Here is a 23,535-nt window from a genome sequence, read left to right as displayed (position 1 = left end):
ACAGGTTCGAACTTTGACGTTACCCATAACAAATTAAGGCCAGGTAAATCATGCCATTAGTCATCGTTGCTATCGGGGTTGCCCTGTTGTTGCTGTTAATGATCCGTTTCAAAATGAACGGCTTCATTGCGCTGGTTCTGGTGGCGCTCGCCGTCGGATTAATGCAGGGTATGCCACTGGATAAAGTGATCGTCTCCATCAAAAACGGCGTTGGCGGCACCCTTGGCAGCCTCGCGCTGATCATGGGCTTCGGCGCTATGCTCGGTAAGCTGCTGGCAGACTGCGGCGGCGCCCAGCGTATCGCCACCACGCTTATCAATAAGTTCGGTAAGAAGCATATTCAGTGGGCGGTGGTCCTGACCGGCTTCACCGTTGGCTTCGCCCTGTTCTATGAAGTGGGCTTCGTGCTGATGCTGCCGCTGGTGTTCACCATCGCCGCCTCGGCCCGTATTCCGTTGCTGTACGTCGGCGTACCGATGGCAGCCGCGCTCTCCGTCACCCACGGCTTCCTGCCGCCGCATCCGGGTCCGACCGCGATCGCCACCATCTTCCATGCCGATATGGGCAAAACGCTGCTCTACGGCACCATTCTGGCTATCCCGACGGTTATCCTGGCGGGACCGGTGTTTGCGCGCTTCCTGAAAGGGATAGATAAGCCGATCCCGGAAGGCCTGCATAACCCGAAAGTGTTCACTGAAGAAGAGATGCCCGGCTTTGGCGTCAGCGTCTGGACCTCGCTGGTTCCGGTGATCCTGATGGCGATGCGCGCCGTGGCTGAGATGATCCTGCCGAAAGGCCACGCCTTCCTGCCAATTGCCGAGTTCTTCGGCGACCCGGTGATGGCCACCCTAATTGCGGTACTGATTGCCCTGTTCACCTTCGGTTTGAACCGCGGCCGCTCCATGGAGCAGATCAATGATACCCTGACCTCTTCGATCAAAATCATCGCCATGATGCTGTTGATTATCGGCGGCGGCGGTGCCTTCAAGCAGGTGCTGGTGGATAGCGGCATGGATAAATACATCGCCTCTATCATGCACGAATCGAACATGTCTCCGCTGTTTATGGCGTGGTCTATCGCCGCGGTGCTGCGTATCGCGCTGGGTTCGGCGACCGTGGCCGCCATCACCGCGGGCGGGATCGCCGCGCCGCTGATCGCCACCACCGGCGTCAGCCCGGAGCTGATGGTTATCGCCGTTGGCTCCGGCAGCGTTATCTTCTCCCATGTTAACGATCCGGGCTTCTGGCTGTTCAAAGAGTACTTTAACCTGACCATCGGCGAGACCATCAAGTCCTGGTCGGTGCTGGAAACCATTATCTCAGTCTGCGGCCTGGTGGGCTGTCTGCTGCTGGGGATGGTGGTGTAAGGTCACTCCCGCCACAGAAAAAGGCCGGTCCGCGTGAAGCGGGCCGGCCTTTTTTATCGGACATGCTCTTCGCCGCGCAGAGGAGCGCGCGGCAGGAAGTTATCAGGAGGCGGCTTTCTTGCTCGCCGCCTTACGCCGTTTATCCAGATCCTTAATCAGCTTATTGACCCGTTCATCGGCAAACATCTGCTCCAGGGTGACGGACAGCTTCCGGCGCCAGTTCGGGTACTCGGTGCTGGTGCCCGGAATGTTAACCGGCGTCGCCATCTCCAGCCAGTCTTCCGGCTGCAGGCCCAGCAGGGCGCTGTTGCTGTCGGCAATATAACGCTGCATCCCCCGGTTGAGGATCCCCGTCATGCTCATCAGCGAGGCCTTATGGCCGGCGCGCTTGGGCAGACAGCCGTACTTATGCAGTGCGTCCAGCAGCCCTTGTTTCGCCAGCTCGCGGTCCTGGTACAGTCCGCGCAGCACCACCTCATCAGGATAGAGGCCCAGCGCTTTACCTAACGTCAGATCGCCGCTTTCCCAGTAGCCGCGGAGAGTGGGCAGGTCGTGCGTCGTCGCCACAGCCATTGATTGCTCCGGGTACAGCGCCGGCGCGCGGAACGTTTTCTCTGCATCACTCTCAAAATAGAGCACCTTATAAGAATAGACGCCGCTGTTGCGTAACTTGCTGACGATCTCCACCGGTACCGTGCCCAGATCTTCACCGATCACCATGCAGCGATGACGCTGGCTTTCCAGCGCCAGAAGCGACAGCAGATCGTCGACCGGATACTGAACGTAAGCGCCATGGTCGGCGGTTTCACCATACGGGATCCACCACAGACGCAGCACAGACATCACGTGATCGATGCGCAACGCGCCGCAGTTCTGCATATTAGCGCGCAACAGGTCGATAAACGGCTCATAGGCGCGGGCGGCAATGATATGCGGATCCATCGGCGGCAGGCCCCAGTTCTGGCCCAGCGGGCCCAGAATATCCGGCGGCGCGCCTACGGATGCTTTCAGGCAGTACAGTTCACGATCGCACCAGGTTTCCGACCCGCCCTCGGCGACGCCCACCGCCAGGTCGCGGTAGAGGCCGATCGGCATGCCGTCACGCTGGCTGGTTTCCCAGCAGGCGGCAAACTGACTCCAGGCCAGCCACTGCAGCCAGAGATAGAAACTGACGTCATCCTCATGCTCGACGCAGAAGGCTTTCACCTCCGGGCTGTCGATATCCTGAAAGGCCTTCGGCCAGGCCGGCCAGCCCCAGCGCAGCGGGTCCTGTTGTACCTGCCAGGCGTGCAGCGCATCGAAAGCCGCCTGCCAGTAGAGGCTTTCCCCTTCGCGCAGAACAAACTCGCGGAACGCTGCCATCTGCTCATCTTCACGACGAGAGAATTGTTTCCACGCCATACGCAGCGCGGTCATTTTCAGCGTAGTGACGGCGGTATAATCCACATCGTCCGTTTCCCGCGCCGCCTGCAGTGCCTGCTGCGTTGCCGGAGACTGCCACCACGCCTGCGCCTCTTCGCTACGCTGGAAATCTTCAACCGCGTTGACGTCGATATAAATAACGTTCAGCCAGCGACGTGAAGACGGGCTATAGGGGCTGGCGCTCTCCGGGTTCGCCGGATAGAGGGCATGAATCGGGTTAAGGCCAATAAACGACCCGCCGCGGCGGGCGATTTCCGGCAGCATGGCCCGCAGATCGCCAAAATCGCCGATCCCCCAGTTTTTCTCTGAGCGCAGGGTATACAGCTGCACGCAGGTGCCCCACAGCTTTTTCCCCTCTTTCAGCGGCTGCGGCTCATAGCAGCGGGCTGGCGCGACGATAGTCCGGCAGTGCCAGCGCTCCCCCTCCTGGGTGAGGGTCAGGGAGTGGTACCCCTCCGGCAGTTTGGCCGGCAGCGGCAGCGTCTCGCCGCCGCGGGTTTTCCCTTGATACTGCTTACCGTCCTCAGTAGTCAGGATCCACTGATACTCACCGCGTCCTGCCACCGGCAGCGACATTTTTTTGCCGTGAGTGAAAATTTTCACGTTCGGCAGCGGGTTAACCGCCACTTTCGTGGCGGCGGTAGAGCGATGCATCGCATCCAGCAGGCGCTGTTTGGTGACAGCCGCGATAGACTGCGGCTTGCCGTGCGCGTTGATATAGCTGGGGCTGATGCCCGCCGCCAGCGCGGCATTATCGAGGCGTTTACTCTCCATAGGCCTTCCTTTAGCGTTTCGCCTGCCAGATACGTTGCTGATAATCGCGGATCGAGCGGTCGGAGCTGAACATGCCGCAGCGCGCGGTGTTGAGGATAGCCGCGCGGGTCCAGGCCTCCTCGTCGCGATACAGCTCATCTACCCGTTTTTGCGCCGCTACGTAGGCTTCGAAATCGGCCAGCACCAGGTACGGATCGCCGCCCTGCAGCAGGCTGTGCAGCATCTGATCGAAGGCATGCTTGTCGCCGTTGCTGTAGGTGCCGTTCTCCAGCTCCTTAAGCACCGCATCGAGCAGCTTGTCTTTTTTACGCCATTTCAGCGGATCGTAGCCTTTCGCTTTCAGGGCTTTCACCTCTTCAACCGTGTGGCCGAAGATAAAGATGTTCTCCTCGCCCACCTGCTCAGCGATTTCCACGTTAGCGCCATCCAGCGTCCCGACGGTCAGCGCGCCGTTCAGCGCCAGCTTCATGTTGCCGGTGCCAGAGGCTTCTTTACCCGCGGTGGAGATCTGCTCGGAGATATCCGCCGCCGGGATCAGTTTTTCTGCTGCCGATACACAATAGTCCGGCAGGAAGACCACCTTCAGCTTATCGCCGACTTTCGGGTCGTTGTTGATCGCTTCCGCTACCTTATTGATGGCAAAAATAATGTTTTTCGCCAGATAGTAGCCCGGCGCCGCTTTCGCGCCGAACAGGAAGACGCGCGGTACGCGGTCGGACTGCGGGTTTTCGCGGATCTCTTTGTACAGCGCAAGGATATGCAGCAGGTTAAGGTGCTGACGCTTATACTCGTGCAGACGTTTGATCTGGATATCGAAGATCGCCTGCGGGTTGATCTCAATCCCGGTACGCTGCTTCACAAACTCAGCCAGATGAACTTTGTTGGCCTGCTTGATATCGCGATAAGTCTGACGGAACGCCGCATCGTCAGCATATTTTTCCAGGTTGATCAGCTGGTCGAGGTCATTGGCCCACTCTTTTTTCAGCGTCTCATCCAGCAGCGAGGCCAGCGCCGGGTTGCACTGCTTGATCCAGCGGCGCGGCGTGATGCCGTTGGTCACGTTATGGAATTTGTTCGGCCACAGCTGGTTATATTCCGGGAACAGATCTTTTACCACCAGATCCGAGTGCAGCGCCGCCACGCCGTTGACAGCAAAGCCGCCCACCACGCACATGTTGGCCATCCGAACCTGTTTGTCATGCACCACCGCCAGCTTCGCCCAGACCTGCTTATCGCCCGGCCAGGTTTTGTCCACCAGCTGTTTAAAGCGGTCGTTGATCTCTTTAATGATCTGCATATGGCGCGGCAGCAGCGCTTTTACCAGCTTCTCATCCCAGCATTCCAACGCTTCCGGCATCAGGGTGTGGTTGGTGTAAGCAAAGGTTTTGCTGGTGATCGCCCAGGCGTCGTCCCAGCTCAGCTGGTGCTCGTCGATCAGCACGCGCAGCAGCTCCGGGATGGCGATGGTCGGGTGCGTATCGTTCAGCTGGATCACTTCGTAATCCGCCAGTTCGGCCAGCTTGCGGCCTGCCAGATGATGACGGCGCAGGATATCGGCCACTGAGCAGGCGCACTGGAAGTACTGCTGCATCAGGCGCAGTTTTTTACCGGCCTGATGGTTGTCGTTCGGGTACAGCACCTTGGTCAGTTTTTCCGCGTCGATGCCCTGCTGCTCGGCGCGCAGGAAATCGCCATCGTTGAATTTGGTCAGGTTGAACGGATGAGCGTGTTTGGCCTGCCACAGACGCAGCGGCTGGGCGACGTTGTTGCGATAGCCAAGCACCGGCAGGTCCCAGGCTTCGCCGGTAATGACGAACGCCGGCTGCCATTCGCCGTTTTTGCTGACTTTCCCGCCGATACCTACCTGGACATCCAGCGCTTCGTTATGACGGAACCACGGGTAGCTGCTGCGCCCCCAGTCGTCAGGGGCTTCCATCTGCTGGCCATCGTCAAATGACTGGCGGAACAGGCCATACTGGTAGTTGAGACCGTAACCGGTCGCCGACTGCCCCACCGTCGCCATGGAGTCGAGGAAGCAGGCTGCCAGACGTCCCAGGCCACCGTTACCCAGCGCCGGGTCAGTCTCTTCTTCCAGCAGATCGGTGAGGTTGACATCGTAGCCTTTCAGCGCGTCGCTGACGCCCTCGTACCAGCCCAGGTTGAGCAGGTTGTTGCCGGTCAGACGACCAATCAGAAACTCCATTGAGATGTAGTTAACGTGACGCTGTCCTTGCGCCGGTTTCGCTACCGGCTGCGCCGCCAGGAGTTCCGCCAACGCTCCGCTGACTGCGCGCCACCATTGACGCTGTGTCATCTCGGAAGCGGACTGTAAACCAAAATGCTGCCACTGACGCGTCAGTGCAGCCTGAAACTGAGCTTTGTTAAATGTAGTCTGTGACATAATGAGATCCGGGTCCTTTACTAAAACGATGGCGCTAGTGTGCCGACCTCCCGATTCATCGTCCTCATCCTGACGGGGATTAGACAGGGAGGAGTGGCGGGGATGAGCGAAAAGTGTGATCCTGAACACTATAGTGTGGGTGAGAAGGCAAAAATATGCTGTAAAAATCACCGCGATATGACAATCGAGAGGTTACCTCCGGTAGCTAAAAATTTGTTACAGGCCAATACGCGTAAAAAATCTTCCAGTTCCTCGCCACGTTATTAACAAAATAAATAGAGGCCCCTGAAGAAATAAGCACCTTTCATCGCATTGACCCGCAAAAAAGATTACTTCTAAGAAATCGCTGACAATAATTTAATAAAAACAAACAACTACTCTTAGCGTAAAATAAATCTACCCACACTCCGCCAGCTACCGCCTGAAAACCGCGGCCGACCAGTCCTGCCTGCGATTTTTTCCCATTCTCAGCCAATGTCGAAATTTGTGACACAGAGCAAATTCAAGAGCATAAACTTCGGACATAACTTGCAATAAATTTCATAATCACCGACCTTATTAGATATTAATTACGAAGCGCAAAAAAAATCGCAACCTCTCTCTTGCACAGCGAAATGTAGAACTATGTTGATTCCGTCCAAATTAAGTCGTCCGGTCCGCCTTGAACACACTGTGGTTCGTGAGCGCTTACTGGCGAAACTTTCCGGCGCGAACAATTATCGTCTCGTGCTGATCACCAGTCCTGCCGGGTACGGTAAAACAACGCTCATTTCTCAGTGGGCCGCGGGTAAAAACGATCTTGGGTGGTTTTCGCTGGACGAAGGCGACAACCAGCAGGAGCGTTTTGCCAGCTATCTGATCGCGGCGATTCAGCAGGCTACCGGCAACCACTGCGCGGCCAGTGAAGCGATGGTGCAAAAACGCCAGTACGCCAGTCTCTCCTCTCTTTTTGCGCAGCTGTTTATTGAACTTGCCGACTGGCAGCGCCCGCTGTATCTCGTCATTGATGATTACCATCTGATCAATAATCCGGTGATCCATGACGCGATGCGCTTTTTCCTGCGCCATCAGCCGGAGAATATGACCCTGGTGGTCCTGTCGCGTAACCTGCCGCAGCTGGGCATTGCCAATCTGCGCGTCCGCGATCAGCTTCTGGAGATTGGCAGTCAGCAGCTGGCCTTTACCCACCAGGAGGCGAAACAATTTTTCGACTGTCGTCTGACATCGCCTATCGAAGCCGACGACAGTAGCCGGCTGTGCGACGATGTCGCCGGGTGGGCCACCGCGCTACAACTCATCGCCCTCTCCGCCCGCCAGAATAACTCCTCCGCCCAACACTCCGCCCGCCGCCTCGCCGGGATTAACGCCAGCCATCTGTCGGATTATCTGGTGGATGAAGTACTGGATAACGTTGACGCCCGCACGCGCAACTTTTTGCTGAAGAGTTCTCTGCTGCGCTCAATGAACGACGCGTTAATCGTGCGCGTCACCGGCGAAGAGAATGGCCAGATGCAGCTGGAGGAGATCGAACGCCAGGGGCTGTTCCTGCAGCGGATGGATGATTCCGGCGAATGGTTCCGCTATCACCCGCTGTTTGGCAGCTTCCTGCGCCAGCGCTGTCAGTGGGAGCTGGCGGTTGAACTACCGGAGATCCACCGCGCCGCGGCGGAAAGCTGGATGGCGCAAGGTTTCCCCAGCGAGGCCATCCACCATGCGCTGGCGGCCGGCGATGCCAAAATGCTGCGCGATATCTTGCTCAATCATGCCTGGGGCATGTTTAACCATAGCGAGCTGGGGCTACTGGAGCAGTCGCTGGCGGCGCTGCCATGGTCCAATCTGCTGGAAAATCCGCGCCTGATCCTGCTCCAGGCCTGGCTGATGCAGAGCCAGCATCGCTACAGCGAAGTCAATACCCTGCTGGCGCGCGCCGAGCAGGAGATGAGTGTGGAAATGGACACCGCGATGCATGGCGACTTCAACGCGCTGCGCGCGCAGGTGGCGATTAACGATGGCGACCAGGACGAGGCGGAACGTCTGTCAATGGTGGCCCTGGAAGAGCTGCCGCTGGCCAACTATTACAGCCGCATCGTCGCCACATCGGTGCATGGCGAAGTTCTCCATTGTAAGGGAAAGCTGACCAAATCCCTCGCCGTGATGCAGCAGACCGAACAGATGGCCCGCCGTCACGACGTATGGCATTACGCCCTGTGGAGCATCATTCAGCAAAGCGAAATCCTCTTCGCCCAGGGCTTCCTGCAGGCCGCCTGGGAGAGCCAGGAGAAAGCCTTCCAGCTGGTACGCGAACAGCATCTTGAGCAGTTGCCGATGCATGAGTTCCTGCTGCGCATCCGTTCTCAGCTGCTGTGGGCATGGGCGCGCCTCGACGAGGCTGAAGCTTGCGCCCGCCAGGGGATGGACGTGCTATCCACCTATCAGCCGCAGCAGCAGCTGCAGTGCCTGGCGCTGATGGTCCAGTGCTCACTGGCGCGCGGCGATCTGGATAATGCCCGCAGCCACCTGAACCGGCTGGAAAACCTGCTCGGTAATGGTCACTATCACAGCGACTGGGTCTCCAACGCCGATAAGGTGCGAGTGATCTACTGGCAGATGACCGGTGATAAAACCGCGGCGGCCAACTGGCTGCGCCAGACGCCAAAGCCGGAGTTCGCCAACAACCACTTCCTGCAGAGCCAGTGGCGCAACATCGCCCGGGCGCAGATCCTGCTGGGCGATTTCGAACCGGCGGAAATGGTGCTGGAAGAGCTGAACGAAAATGCGCGTTCGCTGCGTTTGATGAGCGATCTCAACCGCAATCTGCTGCTGCTCAACCAGCTGTACTGGCAGTCGGGACGCAAGAGCGAAGCGCAGAAAGCCCTGCTGGAAGCCCTGACGCTCGCCAACCGCACCGGTTTTATCAACCACTTTGTGATTGAAGGCGAGGCGATGGCCCAGCAGCTGCGCCAGCTGATCCAGTTGAACACGTTGCCGGAGCTGGAGCAGCATCGCGCCCAGCGTATTCTGCGCGACATCAACCAGCATCATCGCCACAAATTCGCCCACTTTGACGAAGGGTTCGTCGAGCGACTGCTGAATCATCCGGAGGTGCCGGAGCTTATCCGCACCAGCCCGCTGACCCAGCGCGAGTGGCAGGTGCTTGGCTTAATCTATTCCGGTTACAGCAACGAGCAGATTGCCGGCGAGCTTGACGTGGCGGCCACCACCATCAAGACCCACATTCGCAACCTGTATCAGAAACTGGGCGTCGCCCACCGGCAGGACGCGGTACAGCATGCCCAGCAGTTACTTAAGATGATGGGATACGGCGTCTGACGACGCCGTTGCCGTTTAGCACAGCTCCAGCTGAAGGTTGTTATCAGTGATCACCTTCAGCACGCCGGCCGGCGGCAGCACGTCGGTATAGACCGCATCGACCATACTTATGCTGCCCATGTTGACCATCGCGTTACGGCCAAACTTGGTATGGTCCACCACCAGCATCACGTGGCGTGAATTCTCAATGATCGCCCGCTTGGTGCGCACTTCATGATAATCAAACTCCAGCAGCGAGCCATCGCTGTCTACGCCGCTGATGCCGAGAATGCCGAAGTCGAGGCGGAACTGCGAGATAAAGTCCAGCGTCGCTTCCCCAATAATCCCGCCGTCCCGGCTACGCAGTTCGCCGCCGGCGAGAATAATGCGGAAGTCCTCTTTCACCATCAGCGTGTTGGCGACGTTAAGGTTATTGGTCACAATCCGCAGATCGTTGTGATCGAGCAGGGCGTGCGCCACCGCTTCCGGCGTGGTGCCGATATCAATAAACAGCGTCGCCCCGTCCGGGATCTCGCTGGCCACCCGCCGGGCGATACGCTCTTTCTCCGCCGTCTGGGTCGCTTTGCGATCGTGCCAGGAGGTGTTCACCGAGCTGGAGGGCAGCGCCGCGCCGCCGTGATGGCGGAGGATCATTTTCTGTTCGGCTAAATCGTTCAGGTCGCGGCGGATGGTCTGCGGGCTTACCGCGAACTGCTCAACCAGCTCTTCCGTGCTGACGTAACCCTGTTTTTTTACCAGCTCGATAATGGCGTCATGACGTTGTGTTTGTTTCATGAAATATCCCTGGAAAAATGTCGCCTACCCGACCCCTGTCGGTAAGTCTTTATGCGCGTTTTCGCCCATGTAAGGTATCAACAAACGCCATCGCCAGGCCGGTCGCCAGACCAGCCACGTGCGCGCCGTTGGCGATCGCCATGCCGAAAACGTCAAACCAGCCAGCAATTAACCACACTAAAGAGAAGAGTATCAACCCGCGCTGCAGATAAATACCGCTCTGCGGATCGCGCTCGCCCCGCAGCCAGACGTAGCCCATCAGCGCGTAGACCACGCCCGACAAGCCACCAAACCACGGGCCGCTAAACTGGTGCTGCACGAAGCCGCTCAGCAGAGCGCTGATGACGGTGATCACCACCAGCTTGCCGCTGCCGATGCGCTTTTCCACCGCGCCGCCAAGATACCACCACCATAGCAGGTTGAAGAGAATATGCATCAGCGAGAAATGCATGAAAGCATGGCTGAAATAGCGCCAGGCTTCGAACTGCAGCGAAGGATCGTAGGGCCAGGCCAGCCAAATCATCACCGGCTGATCGCCCAGCAGATTTTGCAGGATGAACACCGCGATGCAGATCAGCAGAATCGCCCAGGTGAACGGACCGGCGTTATGCCGCAGCGTGGCAAAGAAAGGAAAGCGCTGATAGCGCAACCCGCTATTGGTCTGTCCGGACTGCCAGCTCGCCGCCAGATAGCGCGGGTCCGCCGGGTTTTCGAGAAAACGCGCCAGCTCAGCCCTGACGCGCCCGGCCTGACTCTCATCAGCCAGCCAGACGTCGCTCTGGGTATGCTGCTGGATGGTCAGGATAATCCCCTGCGTCGCCATATAATCGACAAACGCCTGGGCCACCCGCGGGTTGGCAAAAGAGGTAATCATTAACATGCAGCGAATCGCTTATTCCACACAAAGGGGGATAGTATACCTGCCAGTCGTTAAAACGTCCCGCGCGCCACTTCCGCCGGGAAATGGCGATGCCAGGCGTCGAACCCGCCGTCAACGCTATAGACCTTATCAAACCCCTGCTGCAGCAGATACTGCGCGGCGCCCTTGCTGCTGTTGCCGTGATAGCACATCACCATCACCGCCGTGTCAAAGTCGTTGTCACGCATAAACGCGCCCAGCGTATCGTTGGTCAGATGAAACGCGCCCGGCGTATGACCCATCGCATAGCTTTGCGGATCGCGGATATCGACCAGTACCGCCGTCTGCTGATGCAGTTTCTGGTGCGCTTCTTCAACGTTGATACATTCAAACTGTTCCATGGTTCTCTTCTCTTTCTCGTCATGACGGGCGATGGCCGGCCCAATTTTACCCTGTAGTGTACCGTCAGGCGGTAAAGAAACGCCAATATGTTACACCCATCACTCCAAAATGTTTTTTTGATGTTACCAAAAGCGCGTTTGTTTGCTATAGTGAGCGATATCGAGCATTTGTGAGCTTAAACGAAAGTGTGAGAGGGTAAGAACGTGGAAACCAAAGATCTGATTGTGATAGGCGGAGGCATCAACGGTGCCGGTATCGCGGCAGATGCCGCCGGGCGTGGTTTATCCGTACTGATGCTGGAAGCGCGCGATCTCGCCTGCGCCACCTCCAGCGCCAGTTCCAAACTGATCCACGGCGGGCTACGCTACCTCGAACACTATGAGTTCCGCCTGGTCAGCGAAGCGCTGGCCGAACGCGAAGTGCTGTTAAAAATGGCCCCGCATATCGCCTTCCCGATGCGCTTTCGTCTCCCGCATCGCCCGCATCTGCGTCCGGCATGGATGATCCGTATCGGCTTGTTTATGTACGATCATCTGGGCAAACGCACCAGCCTGCCGGGATCCACCGGTTTGCGTTTTGGCGCAGAATCGGTACTTAAGCCGGAAATTGTGCGCGGTTTCGAATATTCCGACTGCTGGGTCGACGATGCCCGCCTGGTGCTGGCCAACGCGCAGATGGTCGTCCGCAAAGGCGGCGAAGTACGCACCCGCACTCGCGCCATCTCGGCAAAACGAGAGAATGGCCTGTGGGTGGTGGAAGCGGAAGATATTGATAGCGGCGAGAAGTTTACCTGGAAGGCGCGCGGTCTGGTTAATGCCACCGGTCCATGGGTCAAACAGTTCTTCGACGAAGGGATGCATCTGCGCTCGCCTTACGGTATCCGCCTGATTAAGGGCAGCCACATCGTGGTGCCGCGGGTACATACCCAGAAGCAGGCCTACATTCTGCAAAACGAAGATAAACGTATTGTGTTTGTTATCCCGTGGATGGATGAGTTCTCGATCATCGGCACGACGGACGTCGAGTATAAGGGCGATCCGAAAGCGGTGGCCATTGATGATAAAGAGATTAATTACCTGCTGAACGTCTATAACGCGCACTTTAAAAAGACCCTCAGCCGGGACGATATCGTCTGGACCTACTCCGGCGTCCGTCCGCTGTGCGACGACGAGTCGGATTCGCCGCAGGCGATCACCCGCGACTACACGCTGGATATTCACGATGAGAACGGCCAGGCGCCGCTGCTCTCCGTCTTCGGCGGGAAGCTGACCACCTATCGCAAACTGGCCGAGCACGCGCTGGAAAAACTGACCCCCTATTACAAAGGGATCGGCCCGGCATGGACCAAAACCGCGGTGCTCCCCGGCGGCGATATTGGCGGCGACCGCGACGACTACGCGGCAAAACTGCGCCGTCGCTTCCCGTTCATCAGCGAATCACTGGCCCGCCATTATGCCCGCACCTACGGGAGCAACAGCGAGTGGATCCTGAAAGAAGCCAGCGCCCTGAGCGATCTGGGAGAAGATTTTGGCCATGAGTTTTATGAAGCCGAGCTGAAGTATCTGGTTGAGCATGAATGGGTGCGCAGCCTGGATGACGCCATCTGGCGCCGTACCAAACAGGGCATGTGGCTGAATGGCGATCAGCAGGCGCGCATCAGCGAATGGCTGGCGCAGCATGCGGGAAAGTCTGAACTGTCGTTAGCGTCCTGACATCGCGTGGCGCCAGGAGAGAAATACCCGGGCTATGGCTTGCGCTTGGCCCGGATACCTGTTCACAAATTAAACGAGACTTTTTTTCCAGTCGGCAATGTGACATTTATACTGAGTTCTCCCCCCAATGCCGCAATGTAGCTTTTTAGGGTCGAAAGCCGAGGGTCGTTATCAGTCTGTTCCATTTTAGCGATCGTTGGCTGCTTTACCCCCATAGCCGCAGCCATCTCTGTTTGCGACATTTGCAACTCTTCTCGAAGCAAGTTTAAAGCGACAGACTGGCGTATCTCTGCCGCTTTCGCTGCAATACGCTGCTGGCTTTCAGGACTCTGTTTCGCCATGAGTTCTTTTAGCGTGGCCATTATCGCTCCTTAGTCAGGTGTTGGCTGAATTCTCTGTCAGCCAGAGTAATCATCTCTTTGTAAAAACGTTTCTCATTTATGCCATCCTTATTGCCCGCACATAAAACGATAGCTTTCCGCAGAGGATCAAAAGCAAAAAAGGCGCGGATGGGGAGCCCATGATGCTGAACCCGCAGTTCTTTCATATTCTGAAACGTTGAATCTTTCACCGTATCAACATACGGGCGCCCAAGCTGCGGAGCAAACTCAGACAAGATGAGCATCGTGGCCAACATATCCTCTTTTAAAGCTCTACTTTGTAATTCGAACCAGGCATCAAACGTATCCGTCGTTTCCACATCCCACATTGGCTATGAACGTAAACTTATTGAGCATTTATCGTACTGCTGGCGAATTCACGTCAATAGTATATTCCCGCAATAGCCTGAATCCTCCCCGGCACTTTTCCGAATAAAACGTTCGCCACACAACACAACGGGGCCAAATGGCCCCGTTGTGTTGTGTGGTGTTGCATTGACTGGCTTACAGCCTTACCGGGTCGATATGCCAGATATATTTCGCGTACTCCTGGATCGTCCGGTCAGAAGAGAAGTAGCCCATGTTGGCAATATTCAACATCGCCTTATAGGCCCACTCTTCCGGATGTTGATACAGCTCGTCGACGCGATCCTGGCAGTCCACATAGCTGCGATAGTCCGCCAGCACCTGGTAGTGGTCGCCAAAGTTAATCAGCGAATCCAGCAGGTCGCGGTAGCGCCCCGGTTCCGACGGGCTGAAAACGCCGGTACCGATCTGCGTCAGCGCCTGGTGAAGCTCTTCATCCTGCTCGTAGTATTCGCGCGGTTTATAGCCGCTGCGACGCAGCTCCTCCACCTCTTCCGCGGTGTTACCGAAGATAAAGATATTCTCTTCGCCCACGTGCTCCTGCATCTCCACGTTCGCCCCGTCGAGGGTGCCGATAGTCAGCGCGCCGTTAAGGGCAAACTTCATATTACTGGTGCCGGAAGCTTCCGTGCCTGCGAGGGAGATCTGTTCCGACAGGTCTGCTGCCGGAATGATCAGCTGCGCCAGGCTGACGCTGTAGTTGGGGATAAAGACCACCTTCAGCTTGTCGCCAATCTGCGGATCGTTATTAATCACCGCCGCCACATCGTTGATCAGGTGAATAATGTGCTTGGCCATATAGTAGGCCGAGGCCGCCTTACCGGCGAAAATATTCACCCGCGGCACCCACTCGGCCTGCGGATCGGCCTTGATCCGGTTATAGCGGGTGATGACGTGCAGCACATTCATTAGCTGCCGTTTGTATTCATGGATACGTTTGATCTGCACATCAAACAGCGCCTTCGGATTGACCACCACATTGAGCTGTTGAGCAATATAGCTGGCCAGCCGCTGTTTGTTCTCAAACTTGGCCTGACGCACCGCCTGATTGACCATCGGGTAGTCGATATGCTGTTTCAGCTCATCAAGCTGACTCAGATCGGTCCGCCAGGTGCGGCCGATATGCTCATCCAGCACTTTCGACAGCGGCGGGTTGGCCAGCGCCAGCCAGCGGCGCGGCGTCACACCGTTGGTCACGTTGATAAAGCGCATTGGGAAGATTTTGGCGAATTCGGCAAACAGTGACTCCACCATCAGTCGGGAATGCAGCTCGGACACCCCGTTGACCTTGTGGCTGACCACTACCGCCAGCCAGGCCATCCGCACACGGCGGCCGTTAGACTCGTCGATAATCGAGGTGCGGCTGAGGAGGTCGGTATCGTTCGGATACTGCTCCTGCAAGGTCTTGAGGAAATAGTCGTTAATCTCGAAGATAATCTGCAGATGGCGCGGCAGAATTTTACCCAGCATATCCACCGGCCAGGTCTCGAGCGCTTCGCTCATCAGGGTGTGGTTGGTATAGGAGAAGACCTGACAGGTCACCTCGAACGCCTCGTCCCAGCTGAACTTATGTTCGTCGATAAGCAGACGCATCAGCTCCGGTATCGACAGCACCGGGTGGGTGTCATTCAGGTGAATGGCAATCTTGTCCGCCAGGTTGTCATAGGTCTTATGCAACATGTAATGGCGACTCAGAATATCCTGCACCGTGGCCGACACGAGGAAATACTCCTGGCGCAGGCGCAGCTCGCGGCCGGAGTAGGTCGAGTCGTCCGGATAGAGCACGCGGGAGACGTTTTCGGAGTGGTTTTTATCCTCTACCGCGGCGAAGTAGTCGCCCTGGTTGAATTTACCGAGGTTAATTTCGCTACTGGCCTGCGCGCTCCACAGACGCAGCGTGTTGGTGGCGTCGGTGTCAAAGCCGGGGATGATCTGGTCGTAGGCTTCCGCAATGATCTCCTCCGTCTCAATCCAGCGGGTTTTCTTTCCTTCCTGCTGAATGCGGCCGCCGAAGCGCACTTTATAGCGGGTGTTGTGGCGCTCAAACTCCCACGGGTTACCGTACTCCAGCCAGTAGTCAGGAGACTCTTTTTGCCGGCCATCGACAATATTCTGTTTAAACATCCCGTAGTCGTAGCGGATGCCGTAACCGCGTCCCGGCAGACCCAGCGCCGCCAGGGAGTCAAGGAAGCAAGCCGCCAGGCGGCCCAGACCGCCGTTGCCAAGCCCGGGGTCATTCTCTTCATCGATCAGCTCTTCGAGATCGAGCCCCATCTCCGCCAGCGCGCTGCTCACATCGTCATAAATGCCCAGCGACAGCAGCGCATTCGAGAGGGTGCGGCCGATCAGAAACTCCATCGACAGATAGTACACCTGGCGCACTTCCTGGGAGAGCTGCGCGCGGTTGGAGCGCAGCCAGCGCTCCACCATGCGATCGCGAACGGCAAACAGCGTGGCGTTAAGCCATTCATGCTTGTTGGCGATGGCCGGATCTTTACCGATGATAAACATCAGTTTATAGGCAATAGAATGCTTTAACGCCTCAACGCTCAGCGTCGGTGATGCATAGCTAAAGGGTACATTCATAACAATGACTCCAGTGGTTACATCAAGCGTTGATAAAGTTCGCGATAGGAGTTCGCGGCAACCTGCCAGCTAAAATCCATATTCATCGCCTGACGCTGCACGTAGCGCCAGAGCGACGGGCGCGACCAGAGGACAAAGGCGCGACGGATAGCGCGCAGCAATGACAGCGCATTGCTGTCCTCAAAGACAAACCCTGTCGCCAGACCATCGGCCAGATTCTCCAGCGAACTGTCAGCGACGGTGTCCGCCAGACCGCCGGTGCGGCGCACCAGCGGCAGCGTCCCGTACTTCAGACCATACAGCTGGGTCAGGCCGCAGGGTTCAAAGCGGCTCGGGACCAGAATGACGTCGGCGCCGCCCATAATGCGGTGGGAGAAGGCCTCATGGTAGCCAATCTGCACACCCACTTTGCCCGGGTGTTCGGCGGCGGCGGCGAGGAAACCTTCCTGCAGCACCGGATCGCCGGCGCCCAGTAGCGCCAGCTGGCCGCCCTGCTCAAGCAGACCCGGCAGCGCTTCAAGCACCAGGTCCAGCCCTTTCTGGCTGGTAAGACGGCTGACGACGGCAAACAACGGCGCTTTATCATCGACCTTCAGGCCCATGGCAATCTGCAGCTGACGCTTGTTCTCCGCCTTCTCCTCCAGCGTGTCGCGATCGTAGCGCATCGGCAGCAGCAGATCGTTTTGCGGGCTCCAGATACCGTCGTCAACGCCGTTGAGAATTCCCGACAGCCGACCTTCATGATGGCGCTGGCGCAGCAGCCCCTCCATGCCGTAGGCGTACTGCGGCTCGGTGATCTCGCGCGCGTAGGTCGGGCTCACCGCCGTAATATGATCGGCGTAGTAAAGACCTGCCTTCAGAAACGAGATCTGGCCGTTAAACTCGAGGCCATGCATGTTGTAAAACGACCACGGCAGTTCGATATCATTCATATGCCAGGAGTAAAACATCCCCTGGTACGCCAGGTTATGCACGGTAAACACCGATTTAGCCGGGCGGCCGCGCGCCGCCAGGTAGGCCGGCGTCAGGCCGGCGTGCCAGTCGTGGGCATGGACCACATCCGGACGCCAGAATGGATCCAGTCCGCTGGCCATTTCGCTTCCCACCCAGCCCAGCAGCGCAAAGCGCAGAACGTTGTCGGTATAAGCGTGCTGGTTGGTATCGTGGTAAGGGCTCCCCGGCCGGTCATAGAGATGCGGGGCGTCTATCAGATAGATCCCCACGCCGTTAAAGTGGCCGTACAGCAGCGTGATCCGCCCGGCGAACGTATCCCGGCGGGTCACCACCTGGGCATCCACCACGCCGCGGCGGATATCAGGAAACGCCGGCAACAGCACGCGCGTATCGATACCCTCCGCGATTTGCGCCGCCGGCAGCGCGCCGATGACGTCCGCCAGACCGCCCGTCTTTAACAGCGGGAACATCTCAGAACATACATGTAAGACCTGCATTAGCGCTCCTGTTTGTGCCCCAATTTCCGCAGCATGTCGCGGGTCACCAGCACGATACCTTCCTCTGAGCGATAGAAGCGGCGTGCATCCTCTTCCGCGTTCTCACCAATCACCATACCTTCCGGGATGACGCAGGCGCGGTCAATCACGCAGCGACGCAGGCGGCATGAGCGCCCCACCCAGACATCTGGCAACAAGACTGCCGAATCAATGTTACAGAATGAGTTCACCCGCACGCGCGGGAACAGCACCGACTGCACCACCACCGACCCGGAGATAATGCACCCCCCGGAAACCAGCGAGTTCAGGGTCATGCCGTGGCTACCGGAGCGGTCCTGCACGAACTTCGCCGGCGGCAGCGATTCCATATGGGTACGGATCGGCCAGTTCTGGTCGTACATATCCAGCTCCGGCGTGACTGACGCCAGATCGAGGTTGGCCTTCCAGTAGGCTTCCAGCGTCCCCACGTCGCGCCAGTACGGCTCGGCGTTCGGGTCGGACTGCACGCAGGAGAGCGGGAAAGGATGTGCATAAGCCATGCCAGCTTCAGTGATCTTCGGAATGATGTCTTTGCCGAAATCATGGCTGGAGTTCTCGTTGCGATCGTCTTCTTCCAGCAGCTCATAAAGATAGGCGGCGTCAAAGACATAAATGCCCATGCTGGCCAGCGATTTGGTCGGGTCGGTCGGCATCGCCGGCGGGTTGGCGGGTTTCTCGACAAACTCAATGATCTTTTCGTTTTCGTCGACCGCCATGACGCCGAAGGCGGATGCCTCTTCAATGGGCACCGGCATGCAGGCCACGGTGCAACGCGCCCCTTTTTCGACATGGTCGATCAGCATGCGCGAGTAGTCCTGCTTATAAATATGGTCGCCTGCGAGGATCACCACGTACTCGGCCTTGTAGCGGCTGATGATATCCAGGTTCTGCGTCACCGCATCCGCCGTGCCGCGATACCAGTTTTCGCCGTGTACGCGCTGTTGAGCCGGCAGCAGATCGACAAACTCGTTCATCTCTTCGCTGAAGAAAGACCAGCCGCGCTGGATGTGCTGCACCAGCGTATGCGACTGATACTGGGTAATAACGCCGATGCGGCGGATCCCTGAGTTAATGCAGTTAGATAATGCGAAATCGATAATACGGAACTTGCCGCCGAAGTGAACGGCAGGTTTCGCACGCTTAATGGTGAGATCCTTAAGCCGGGTGCCACGGCCGCCCGCGAGGATCAACGCCACGGATTTGATGGGTAATTGACGCGCCAGCATCAGCGGATCGTTTTTTTCAAGCCTAACCATGATTAACTCCTTTTTACACCCCCGCTTTCCTGCTCATCCCGCCGCGCCGCCGCCACGGGTTTACCGGAAGCTTCAGGGCTTACGACCTTTGAAATACGCACACTCCGTGCGCGGGCCCATGCCAGACAGCCATGATGACCGGATTATCCTCTCCGGCGAATGGAGGAACGGCGCGCCATTCCCCCTCGGGTAAAACCATATCGACCACCTCTGCGGTGGCGTTCAGCGTGAGCAGCCAGCGATCCGACAACTGGATTTGCATACACGCTGCCCCCTGCTGCCACTCCCCGGCAGTCAGCGGCTGGGCATTGCGATTAAGCCAACGGACGCTACCATCTCCCTCCTGCCACCAGCGGTTGCGGGTGAGCGCCGGAATGCGCCGGCGCAGGTGGATCAGCGCCGCGGTAAAGGCGGTTAATCCCGGGTTCGCCTGGCGCCAGTCCAGCCACGTCAGGGCATTGTCCTGGCAGTAAGCATTATTGTTGCCGTGCTGGCTGTGGCCTTGCTCATCGCCCGCCAGCAGCATCGGCGTCCCCTGAGCCAGCAGCAGCGTCGTCAGCAGCGCATGCACGCTGGCGCGTCGCCGTTCAATCACCGCAAAATTAGCTTCTAATCCTTCTATACCATGATTGTTGCTGTAGTTATTGTTAGTCCCATCGCGATTCTCCTCCCCGTTTGCCTCATTGTGTTTCTGATTGAAACAAACGCAGTCGCGCAGCGTGAATCCATCGTGGGCCGTCACCAGGTTGACCGTCGCCGATGGCGGCTTGCCATCACGGGCAAAGAGATCGCTGGAGGCCGCGAAGCGTTGCGCGAAATCCCCCAGGGGGACGTTTTGCTGCAGCCAGAAGCGGCGGGCGCTATCGCGAAAATGGTCGTTCCACTCGGCGAACAGCGGGGGAAAATTGCCCACCTGGTAGCCCCCCGGGCCGATATCCCAGGGTTCGGCGATCAGTTTCACCTGCGACAGCACGCTGTCGCGGCGGATAGCCTCGAACAGCGGCGCATCCTGGCGGAATTCCGGCGTCCGCCCCATCACTGAGGCGAGGTCGAAGCGAAAGCCGTCGACATGGCACTCATCCACCCAAAAGCGCAAACACTGGCGCGCCCACTCCACCACGCCGGGGTGGCTAAGATTGAGCGTATTACCGCACCCGGTCCAGTTGTGATAATCGCCATCCTCCCTTACCCAATAATAGCTACGGTTGTCGATTCCGCGCAGGGAGACGGTGGGCCCTTCGAGATCGATTTCCGCACTATGGTTGAGCACGATATCCAGAATCACTTCGATACCGGCGGCGTGCAGCGCCTTAACCGCATCGCGAAACTCATCGAGGGCGCGATCCGGGTCGCTGGCATAGCGCGGATCCAGCGCGAACCACGCCAACGGGTTGTAGCCCCAGTAGTTGCTTAACCCCATCCGCTGCAGTCGCGGCTCGCTGGCGAACTGCGCCACCGGCAACAGCTCAAGGGCGCTGATGCCCAGCGATTTGAAGTAAGCGATCATCGCCGGGTGGCCCAGCGCTTTATAGGTTCCGCGAATGGCTTCCGGTAGCTGCGGATTAAGCAAGGTGAGCCCTTTCACGTGCGCTTCATAAATCACCGTTTCCCCCCATGGGGTACGCGGCGGTTTATCGCCACGCCAGTCATAGCGCAGATCCACCACCTGCGATTTTGGCGCGACCGCGGCGCTGTCGCGGCGATCGGGCTGCCACATGCCGCCGTGCAGGCGCTCATCGTCAGGCAGATCGCCCTCGACCCGGTGGGCGCTGGGATCGATCAACAGCTTGGCCGGGTTAAAGCGGTGCCCCTGCGCCGGGTCCCAGGGACCATGTACCCGATAGCCGTAGCGCAGGCCCGGCCCGGCGGCGGCCAGCCAGCCGTGCCAGATGTCGCCGCTGCGCGCCGGGAGATCGAAGCGTTGCTCGTTGCCCTGCTCGTCGAATACGCACAGCTCCACCCGCTCCGCATGGGCGGAGAAGAGGGCGAAATTCACCCCCTTGCCGTCATAGCTGGCGCCCAATGGCGCAGGTTTGCCTGCCGCGAGTGAGGTCATTGCGCCTCCCGGACCAGCCAGATCGTCGCCAGCGGGGGCAGGGTCAGCGACAGCGAATGCTCGCGGCCATGACTGGCGATAGCGTCGCTTTCCACCACGCCGCCATTGCCCTGATTGCTGCCGTGATAGTGCATGGAGTCGGTATTTAGCGCCTCGCGCCAGCGGCCCGGCTGGTTAATGCCGAAGCGGTAGTCGTGGCGCGGCACCGGCGTGAAGTTGCTGGCGACGATAATCTCGTTGCCCGCCCGGTCACGGCGTACAAAGACAAACACCGAGCGCTCATGGTCGTCGACCACCAGCCATTCGAAGCCGTAGGGGTCAAAATCCAGCTCGTGCAGCGCTTTATGATGACGGTAGGTATGGTTCAGGTCGCGCACCAGCCGCTGGACGCCGTGGTGCCAGTTGTCGCCGCCCTCCAGCAGATGCCAGTCGAGGCTAACGTCATGGTTCCACTCGCGGCCCTGAGCGAACTCATTGCCCATAAACAGCAGCTTTTTCCCCGGGAAGGCGAACAGCCAGCCGTAGTAGGCGCGCAGGTTGGCGAACTTCTGCCAGGCATCGCCCGGCATGCGGTCGAGAATCGATTTTTTGCCGTGCACCACTTCATCGTGGGAGAGCGGCAGCACAAAGTTCTCGGTGTAGTTGTAGAGCATGCCGAAGGTCATTTTGTCATGATGGTAGCGGCGATGCACCGGATCGAGCTTCATGTAATCCAGGGTGTCGTGCATCCAGCCGAGGTTCCATTTAAACCAGAAACCGAGGCCGCCGCCGGCTGGCGGACGGGTCACCCCGGCAAAATCGGTGGACTCTTCCGCCATGGTGACCGCGCCCGGAGTCTGTTCGCCAAGGATGCGGTTGGTGTTGCGCAGAAACTCAATGGCTTCCAGATTCTCCCGACCGCCGTATTCGTTGGGGATCCACTCTCCCGCCTTGCGGCTATAATCGCGATAGATCATCGAGGCCACCGCGTCGACCCGCAGCGCATCGATGCCGAAGCGTTCGATCCAGTACAGCGCGTTACCCACCAGGTAGTTGCTGACTTCCCGACGTCCGTAGTTGTAGATCAGGGTATTCCAGTCCTGGTGATACCCCTCGCGCGGATCGCTGTGCTCATACAGCGAAGTGCCGTCAAACGAGGCAAGGGCAAAATCATCCGCCGGGAAGTGGCCGGGCACCCAGTCAAGAATGACGTTCAGCCCGGCGGCGTGCGCGGCATTGATAAAGTAACGGAAATCGTCGCGGGTGCCGAAGCGGCGGGTCGGCGCATAGAGCCCGGTGGGTTGATAGCCCCAGCTGCCGTCGAACGGGTGCTCGTTAACCGGCAATAGTTCGAGATGGGTGAAGCCCATCCATTTCGCATAGGGCACCAGCTGGTCGGCCAGCTCGCGGTAGCTCAGCCAGAAATTATTATCGGTATGACGGCGCCAGGAGCCGAGATGCACTTCATAGATAGAGATCGGGGCATCAAACTGGTTCGCCGCTCTACGGTCCGCTGGCTGTTCCACTTTGGGCGGCAGATCGCAGATAAGCGAGGCGCTTTCCGGACGCATTTGCGACTCAAAGGCGTAAGGGTCGGCTTTGACCCGCAGATTGCCGTGGGCGTCAATCAGTTCGAATTTATACAGCTGGCCATTGTGCGCGCCGGGAACGAACAGCTCCCAGATCCCGGACTCTTTGCGGAATCGCATCGGGTGGCGACGGCCATCCCAGTAGTTAAACTGCCCCACCACCGATACGCGGCGGGCGTTCGGCGCCCACACCGAGAAACGGGTACCGGTGACGCCGTCCATGGTGGCAGCGTGCGCGCCCAGCGTTTCGTAAGGGCGCAGGTGGGTCCCTTCCGACAGCAGCCAGACGTCAAGGTCCTGCAACAGCGGACCAAAGCGATAAGGGTCATCGATCAGATTCTGCTGCCCGTGCCAGGTGACGGCCAGCTGATAGCGAAAAGCATTTTTACGCCGCGGCAGGACGCCGCTGAAGAAACCACGCGAGTCGAGACATTCGAGCTTGCCGACTTTGCGTCCGGTTTTCGGTTCAATAACCCACACGTCGGTGGCATCGGGTAATAATGCGCGCACTTCCAGCCCGGCGTCAGTACGGTGCATGCCGAGCACGGAAAAGGGATCCGCGAAATGACCGGCGATTAGCGCATTAATCACGTCTCTATCAATATGATTAGACATGCTTTCATCCTGTTGTAAGTGTCGCTCATTCCTGTAACTGGCGACTTTTTTTGACCTGAACGGCGCAGTGCTCTCAGCATCCTCCTGCTCCGTCCCACCTTCAGGTAAGGAATTCCTTACTTAAAGCATAGCCAAGGCTGAGTTACCTCCGTGGGGAAAAATCTAACATCCGCGTTT

The 23,535-nt window shown here is 58.2% G+C and carries 15 protein-coding genes; 3 read left to right on the top strand and 12 right to left on the bottom strand.

Annotated elements, in window-relative coordinates:
* Positions 1-50 precede the first annotated feature (50 nt).
* Positions 51-1,367, top strand: coding sequence for a gluconate transporter (gene gntT, locus OHJ17_RS01680; protein WP_002920542.1), 1,317 nt, complete (start codon positions 51-53; stop codon positions 1,365-1,367).
* A 102-nt stretch (positions 1,368-1,469) separates the two neighbouring features.
* Here the strand turns inward: gntT and malQ are convergent, their stop codons facing one another.
* Positions 1,470-3,563 carry a 4-alpha-glucanotransferase gene (gene malQ / locus OHJ17_RS01675; protein ID WP_004185965.1) on the bottom strand — a complete coding sequence of 698 codons (2,094 nt, stop codon included), beginning with the start codon at positions 3,561-3,563 and terminating at the stop codon, positions 1,470-1,472.
* 10 nt (positions 3,564-3,573) lie between these two features.
* Entirely contained in the window at positions 3,574-5,964 is a 2,391-nt protein-coding gene (gene malP / locus OHJ17_RS01670) for a maltodextrin phosphorylase (protein ID WP_004151407.1), read from the bottom strand.
* 624 nt (positions 5,965-6,588) lie between these two features.
* Between malP and malT the strand changes: the two genes are divergently transcribed.
* Positions 6,589-9,294, top strand: a complete 2,706-nt coding sequence (gene malT / locus OHJ17_RS01665; RefSeq protein ID WP_002920545.1) for an HTH-type transcriptional regulator MalT — start codon at positions 6,589-6,591, stop codon at positions 9,292-9,294.
* Between the two features lie 15 nt (positions 9,295-9,309).
* On the opposite strand, the gene OHJ17_RS01660 is transcribed toward malT, so the two are convergent.
* From OHJ17_RS01660 to glpE, 3 genes are read right to left on the bottom strand one after another with little or no spacing between them, the layout of a single operon-like run.
* On the bottom strand, positions 9,310-10,068 hold the full coding sequence (locus tag OHJ17_RS01660; RefSeq protein ID WP_002920548.1) for a DeoR/GlpR family transcriptional regulator: 759 nt from the start codon (positions 10,066-10,068) through the stop codon (positions 9,310-9,312).
* A 49-nt stretch (positions 10,069-10,117) separates the two neighbouring features.
* Positions 10,118-10,948: a rhomboid family intramembrane serine protease GlpG gene (gene glpG / locus OHJ17_RS01655; protein WP_004151408.1), complete on the bottom strand. Its 831-nt coding sequence runs from the start codon at positions 10,946-10,948 to the stop codon at positions 10,118-10,120.
* A gap of 50 nt (positions 10,949-10,998) precedes the next feature.
* On the bottom strand, positions 10,999-11,328 hold the full coding sequence (gene glpE, locus OHJ17_RS01650; protein WP_002920552.1) for a thiosulfate sulfurtransferase GlpE: 330 nt from the start codon (positions 11,326-11,328) through the stop codon (positions 10,999-11,001).
* Positions 11,329-11,532: 204 nt separating this feature from the next.
* On the opposite strand from glpE, the gene glpD reads away from it, so the two are divergent.
* Positions 11,533-13,041, top strand: coding sequence for a glycerol-3-phosphate dehydrogenase (gene glpD / locus OHJ17_RS01645; protein WP_029602548.1), 1,509 nt, complete (start codon positions 11,533-11,535; stop codon positions 13,039-13,041).
* Between the two features lie 62 nt (positions 13,042-13,103).
* Here the strand turns inward: glpD and OHJ17_RS01640 are convergent, their stop codons facing one another.
* The 7 genes from OHJ17_RS01640 to glgB form a co-directional block, all read right to left on the bottom strand.
* On the bottom strand, positions 13,104-13,403 hold the full coding sequence (locus OHJ17_RS01640; RefSeq protein ID WP_019725405.1) for a helix-turn-helix domain-containing protein: 300 nt from the start codon (positions 13,401-13,403) through the stop codon (positions 13,104-13,106).
* On the bottom strand, positions 13,403-13,750 hold the full coding sequence (locus OHJ17_RS01635; RefSeq protein ID WP_032433636.1) for a type II toxin-antitoxin system RelE/ParE family toxin: 348 nt from the start codon (positions 13,748-13,750) through the stop codon (positions 13,403-13,405). The genes OHJ17_RS01640 and OHJ17_RS01635 overlap by 1 nt, the downstream gene beginning before the upstream one ends.
* A 175-nt stretch (positions 13,751-13,925) precedes the next feature.
* Positions 13,926-16,373 carry a glycogen phosphorylase gene (gene glgP, locus OHJ17_RS01630; RefSeq protein WP_032433638.1) on the bottom strand — a complete coding sequence of 816 codons (2,448 nt, stop codon included), beginning with the start codon at positions 16,371-16,373 and terminating at the stop codon, positions 13,926-13,928.
* A 17-nt stretch (positions 16,374-16,390) separates the two neighbouring features.
* Positions 16,391-17,824, bottom strand: coding sequence for a glycogen synthase GlgA (gene glgA, locus OHJ17_RS01625; protein ID WP_032433640.1), 1,434 nt, complete (start codon positions 17,822-17,824; stop codon positions 16,391-16,393).
* Complete coding sequence (gene glgC / locus OHJ17_RS01620) at positions 17,824-19,119, bottom strand: glucose-1-phosphate adenylyltransferase (RefSeq protein WP_002920566.1); 1,296 nt, start codon at positions 19,117-19,119, stop codon at positions 17,824-17,826. Before glgC ends, glgA begins: the two co-directional genes overlap by 1 nt.
* A gap of 79 nt (positions 19,120-19,198) precedes the next feature.
* Positions 19,199-21,175, bottom strand: coding sequence for a glycogen debranching protein GlgX (gene glgX, locus OHJ17_RS01615; RefSeq protein ID WP_032433642.1), 1,977 nt, complete (start codon positions 21,173-21,175; stop codon positions 19,199-19,201).
* Positions 21,172-23,358, bottom strand: a complete 2,187-nt coding sequence (gene glgB, locus OHJ17_RS01610) for a 1,4-alpha-glucan branching enzyme (RefSeq protein ID WP_004150069.1) — start codon at positions 23,356-23,358, stop codon at positions 21,172-21,174. Before glgB ends, glgX begins: the two co-directional genes overlap by 4 nt.
* Positions 23,359-23,535: the final 177 nt, after the last annotated feature.

Source organism: Klebsiella sp. KP20-425-1 (assembly GCF_025813515.1).
Lineage (GTDB): Bacteria > Pseudomonadota > Gammaproteobacteria > Enterobacterales > Enterobacteriaceae > Klebsiella > Klebsiella pneumoniae.
This window is presented reverse-complemented; position numbering and strand designations above follow the sequence as displayed.

Coding starts and splice junctions, on each gene's coding strand:
- glpG (WP_004151408.1), bottom strand. CDS start 10,948: ATGTTAATGATTACCTCTTTTGCCAACCCGCGGGTGGCCCAGGCGTTT.
- glgB (WP_004150069.1), bottom strand. CDS start 23,358: ATGTCTAATCATATTGATAGAGACGTGATTAATGCGCTAATCGCCGGT.
- glgA (WP_032433640.1), bottom strand. CDS start 17,824: ATGCAGGTCTTACATGTATGTTCTGAGATGTTCCCGCTGTTAAAGACG.
- malT (WP_002920545.1), top strand. CDS start 6,589: ATGTTGATTCCGTCCAAATTAAGTCGTCCGGTCCGCCTTGAACACACT.
- gntT (WP_002920542.1), top strand. CDS start 51: ATGCCATTAGTCATCGTTGCTATCGGGGTTGCCCTGTTGTTGCTGTTA.
- malQ (WP_004185965.1), bottom strand. CDS start 3,563: ATGGAGAGTAAACGCCTCGATAATGCCGCGCTGGCGGCGGGCATCAGC.
- malP (WP_004151407.1), bottom strand. CDS start 5,964: ATGTCACAGACTACATTTAACAAAGCTCAGTTTCAGGCTGCACTGACG.
- OHJ17_RS01660 (WP_002920548.1), bottom strand. CDS start 10,068: ATGAAACAAACACAACGTCATGACGCCATTATCGAGCTGGTAAAAAAA.
- glgC (WP_002920566.1), bottom strand. CDS start 19,119: ATGGTTAGGCTTGAAAAAAACGATCCGCTGATGCTGGCGCGTCAATTA.
- glpE (WP_002920552.1), bottom strand. CDS start 11,328: ATGGAACAGTTTGAATGTATCAACGTTGAAGAAGCGCACCAGAAACTG.
- glgP (WP_032433638.1), bottom strand. CDS start 16,373: ATGAATGTACCCTTTAGCTATGCATCACCGACGCTGAGCGTTGAGGCG.
- OHJ17_RS01635 (WP_032433636.1), bottom strand. CDS start 13,750: ATGTGGGATGTGGAAACGACGGATACGTTTGATGCCTGGTTCGAATTA.
- glgX (WP_032433642.1), bottom strand. CDS start 21,175: ATGACCTCACTCGCGGCAGGCAAACCTGCGCCATTGGGCGCCAGCTAT.
- OHJ17_RS01640 (WP_019725405.1), bottom strand. CDS start 13,403: ATGGCCACGCTAAAAGAACTCATGGCGAAACAGAGTCCTGAAAGCCAG.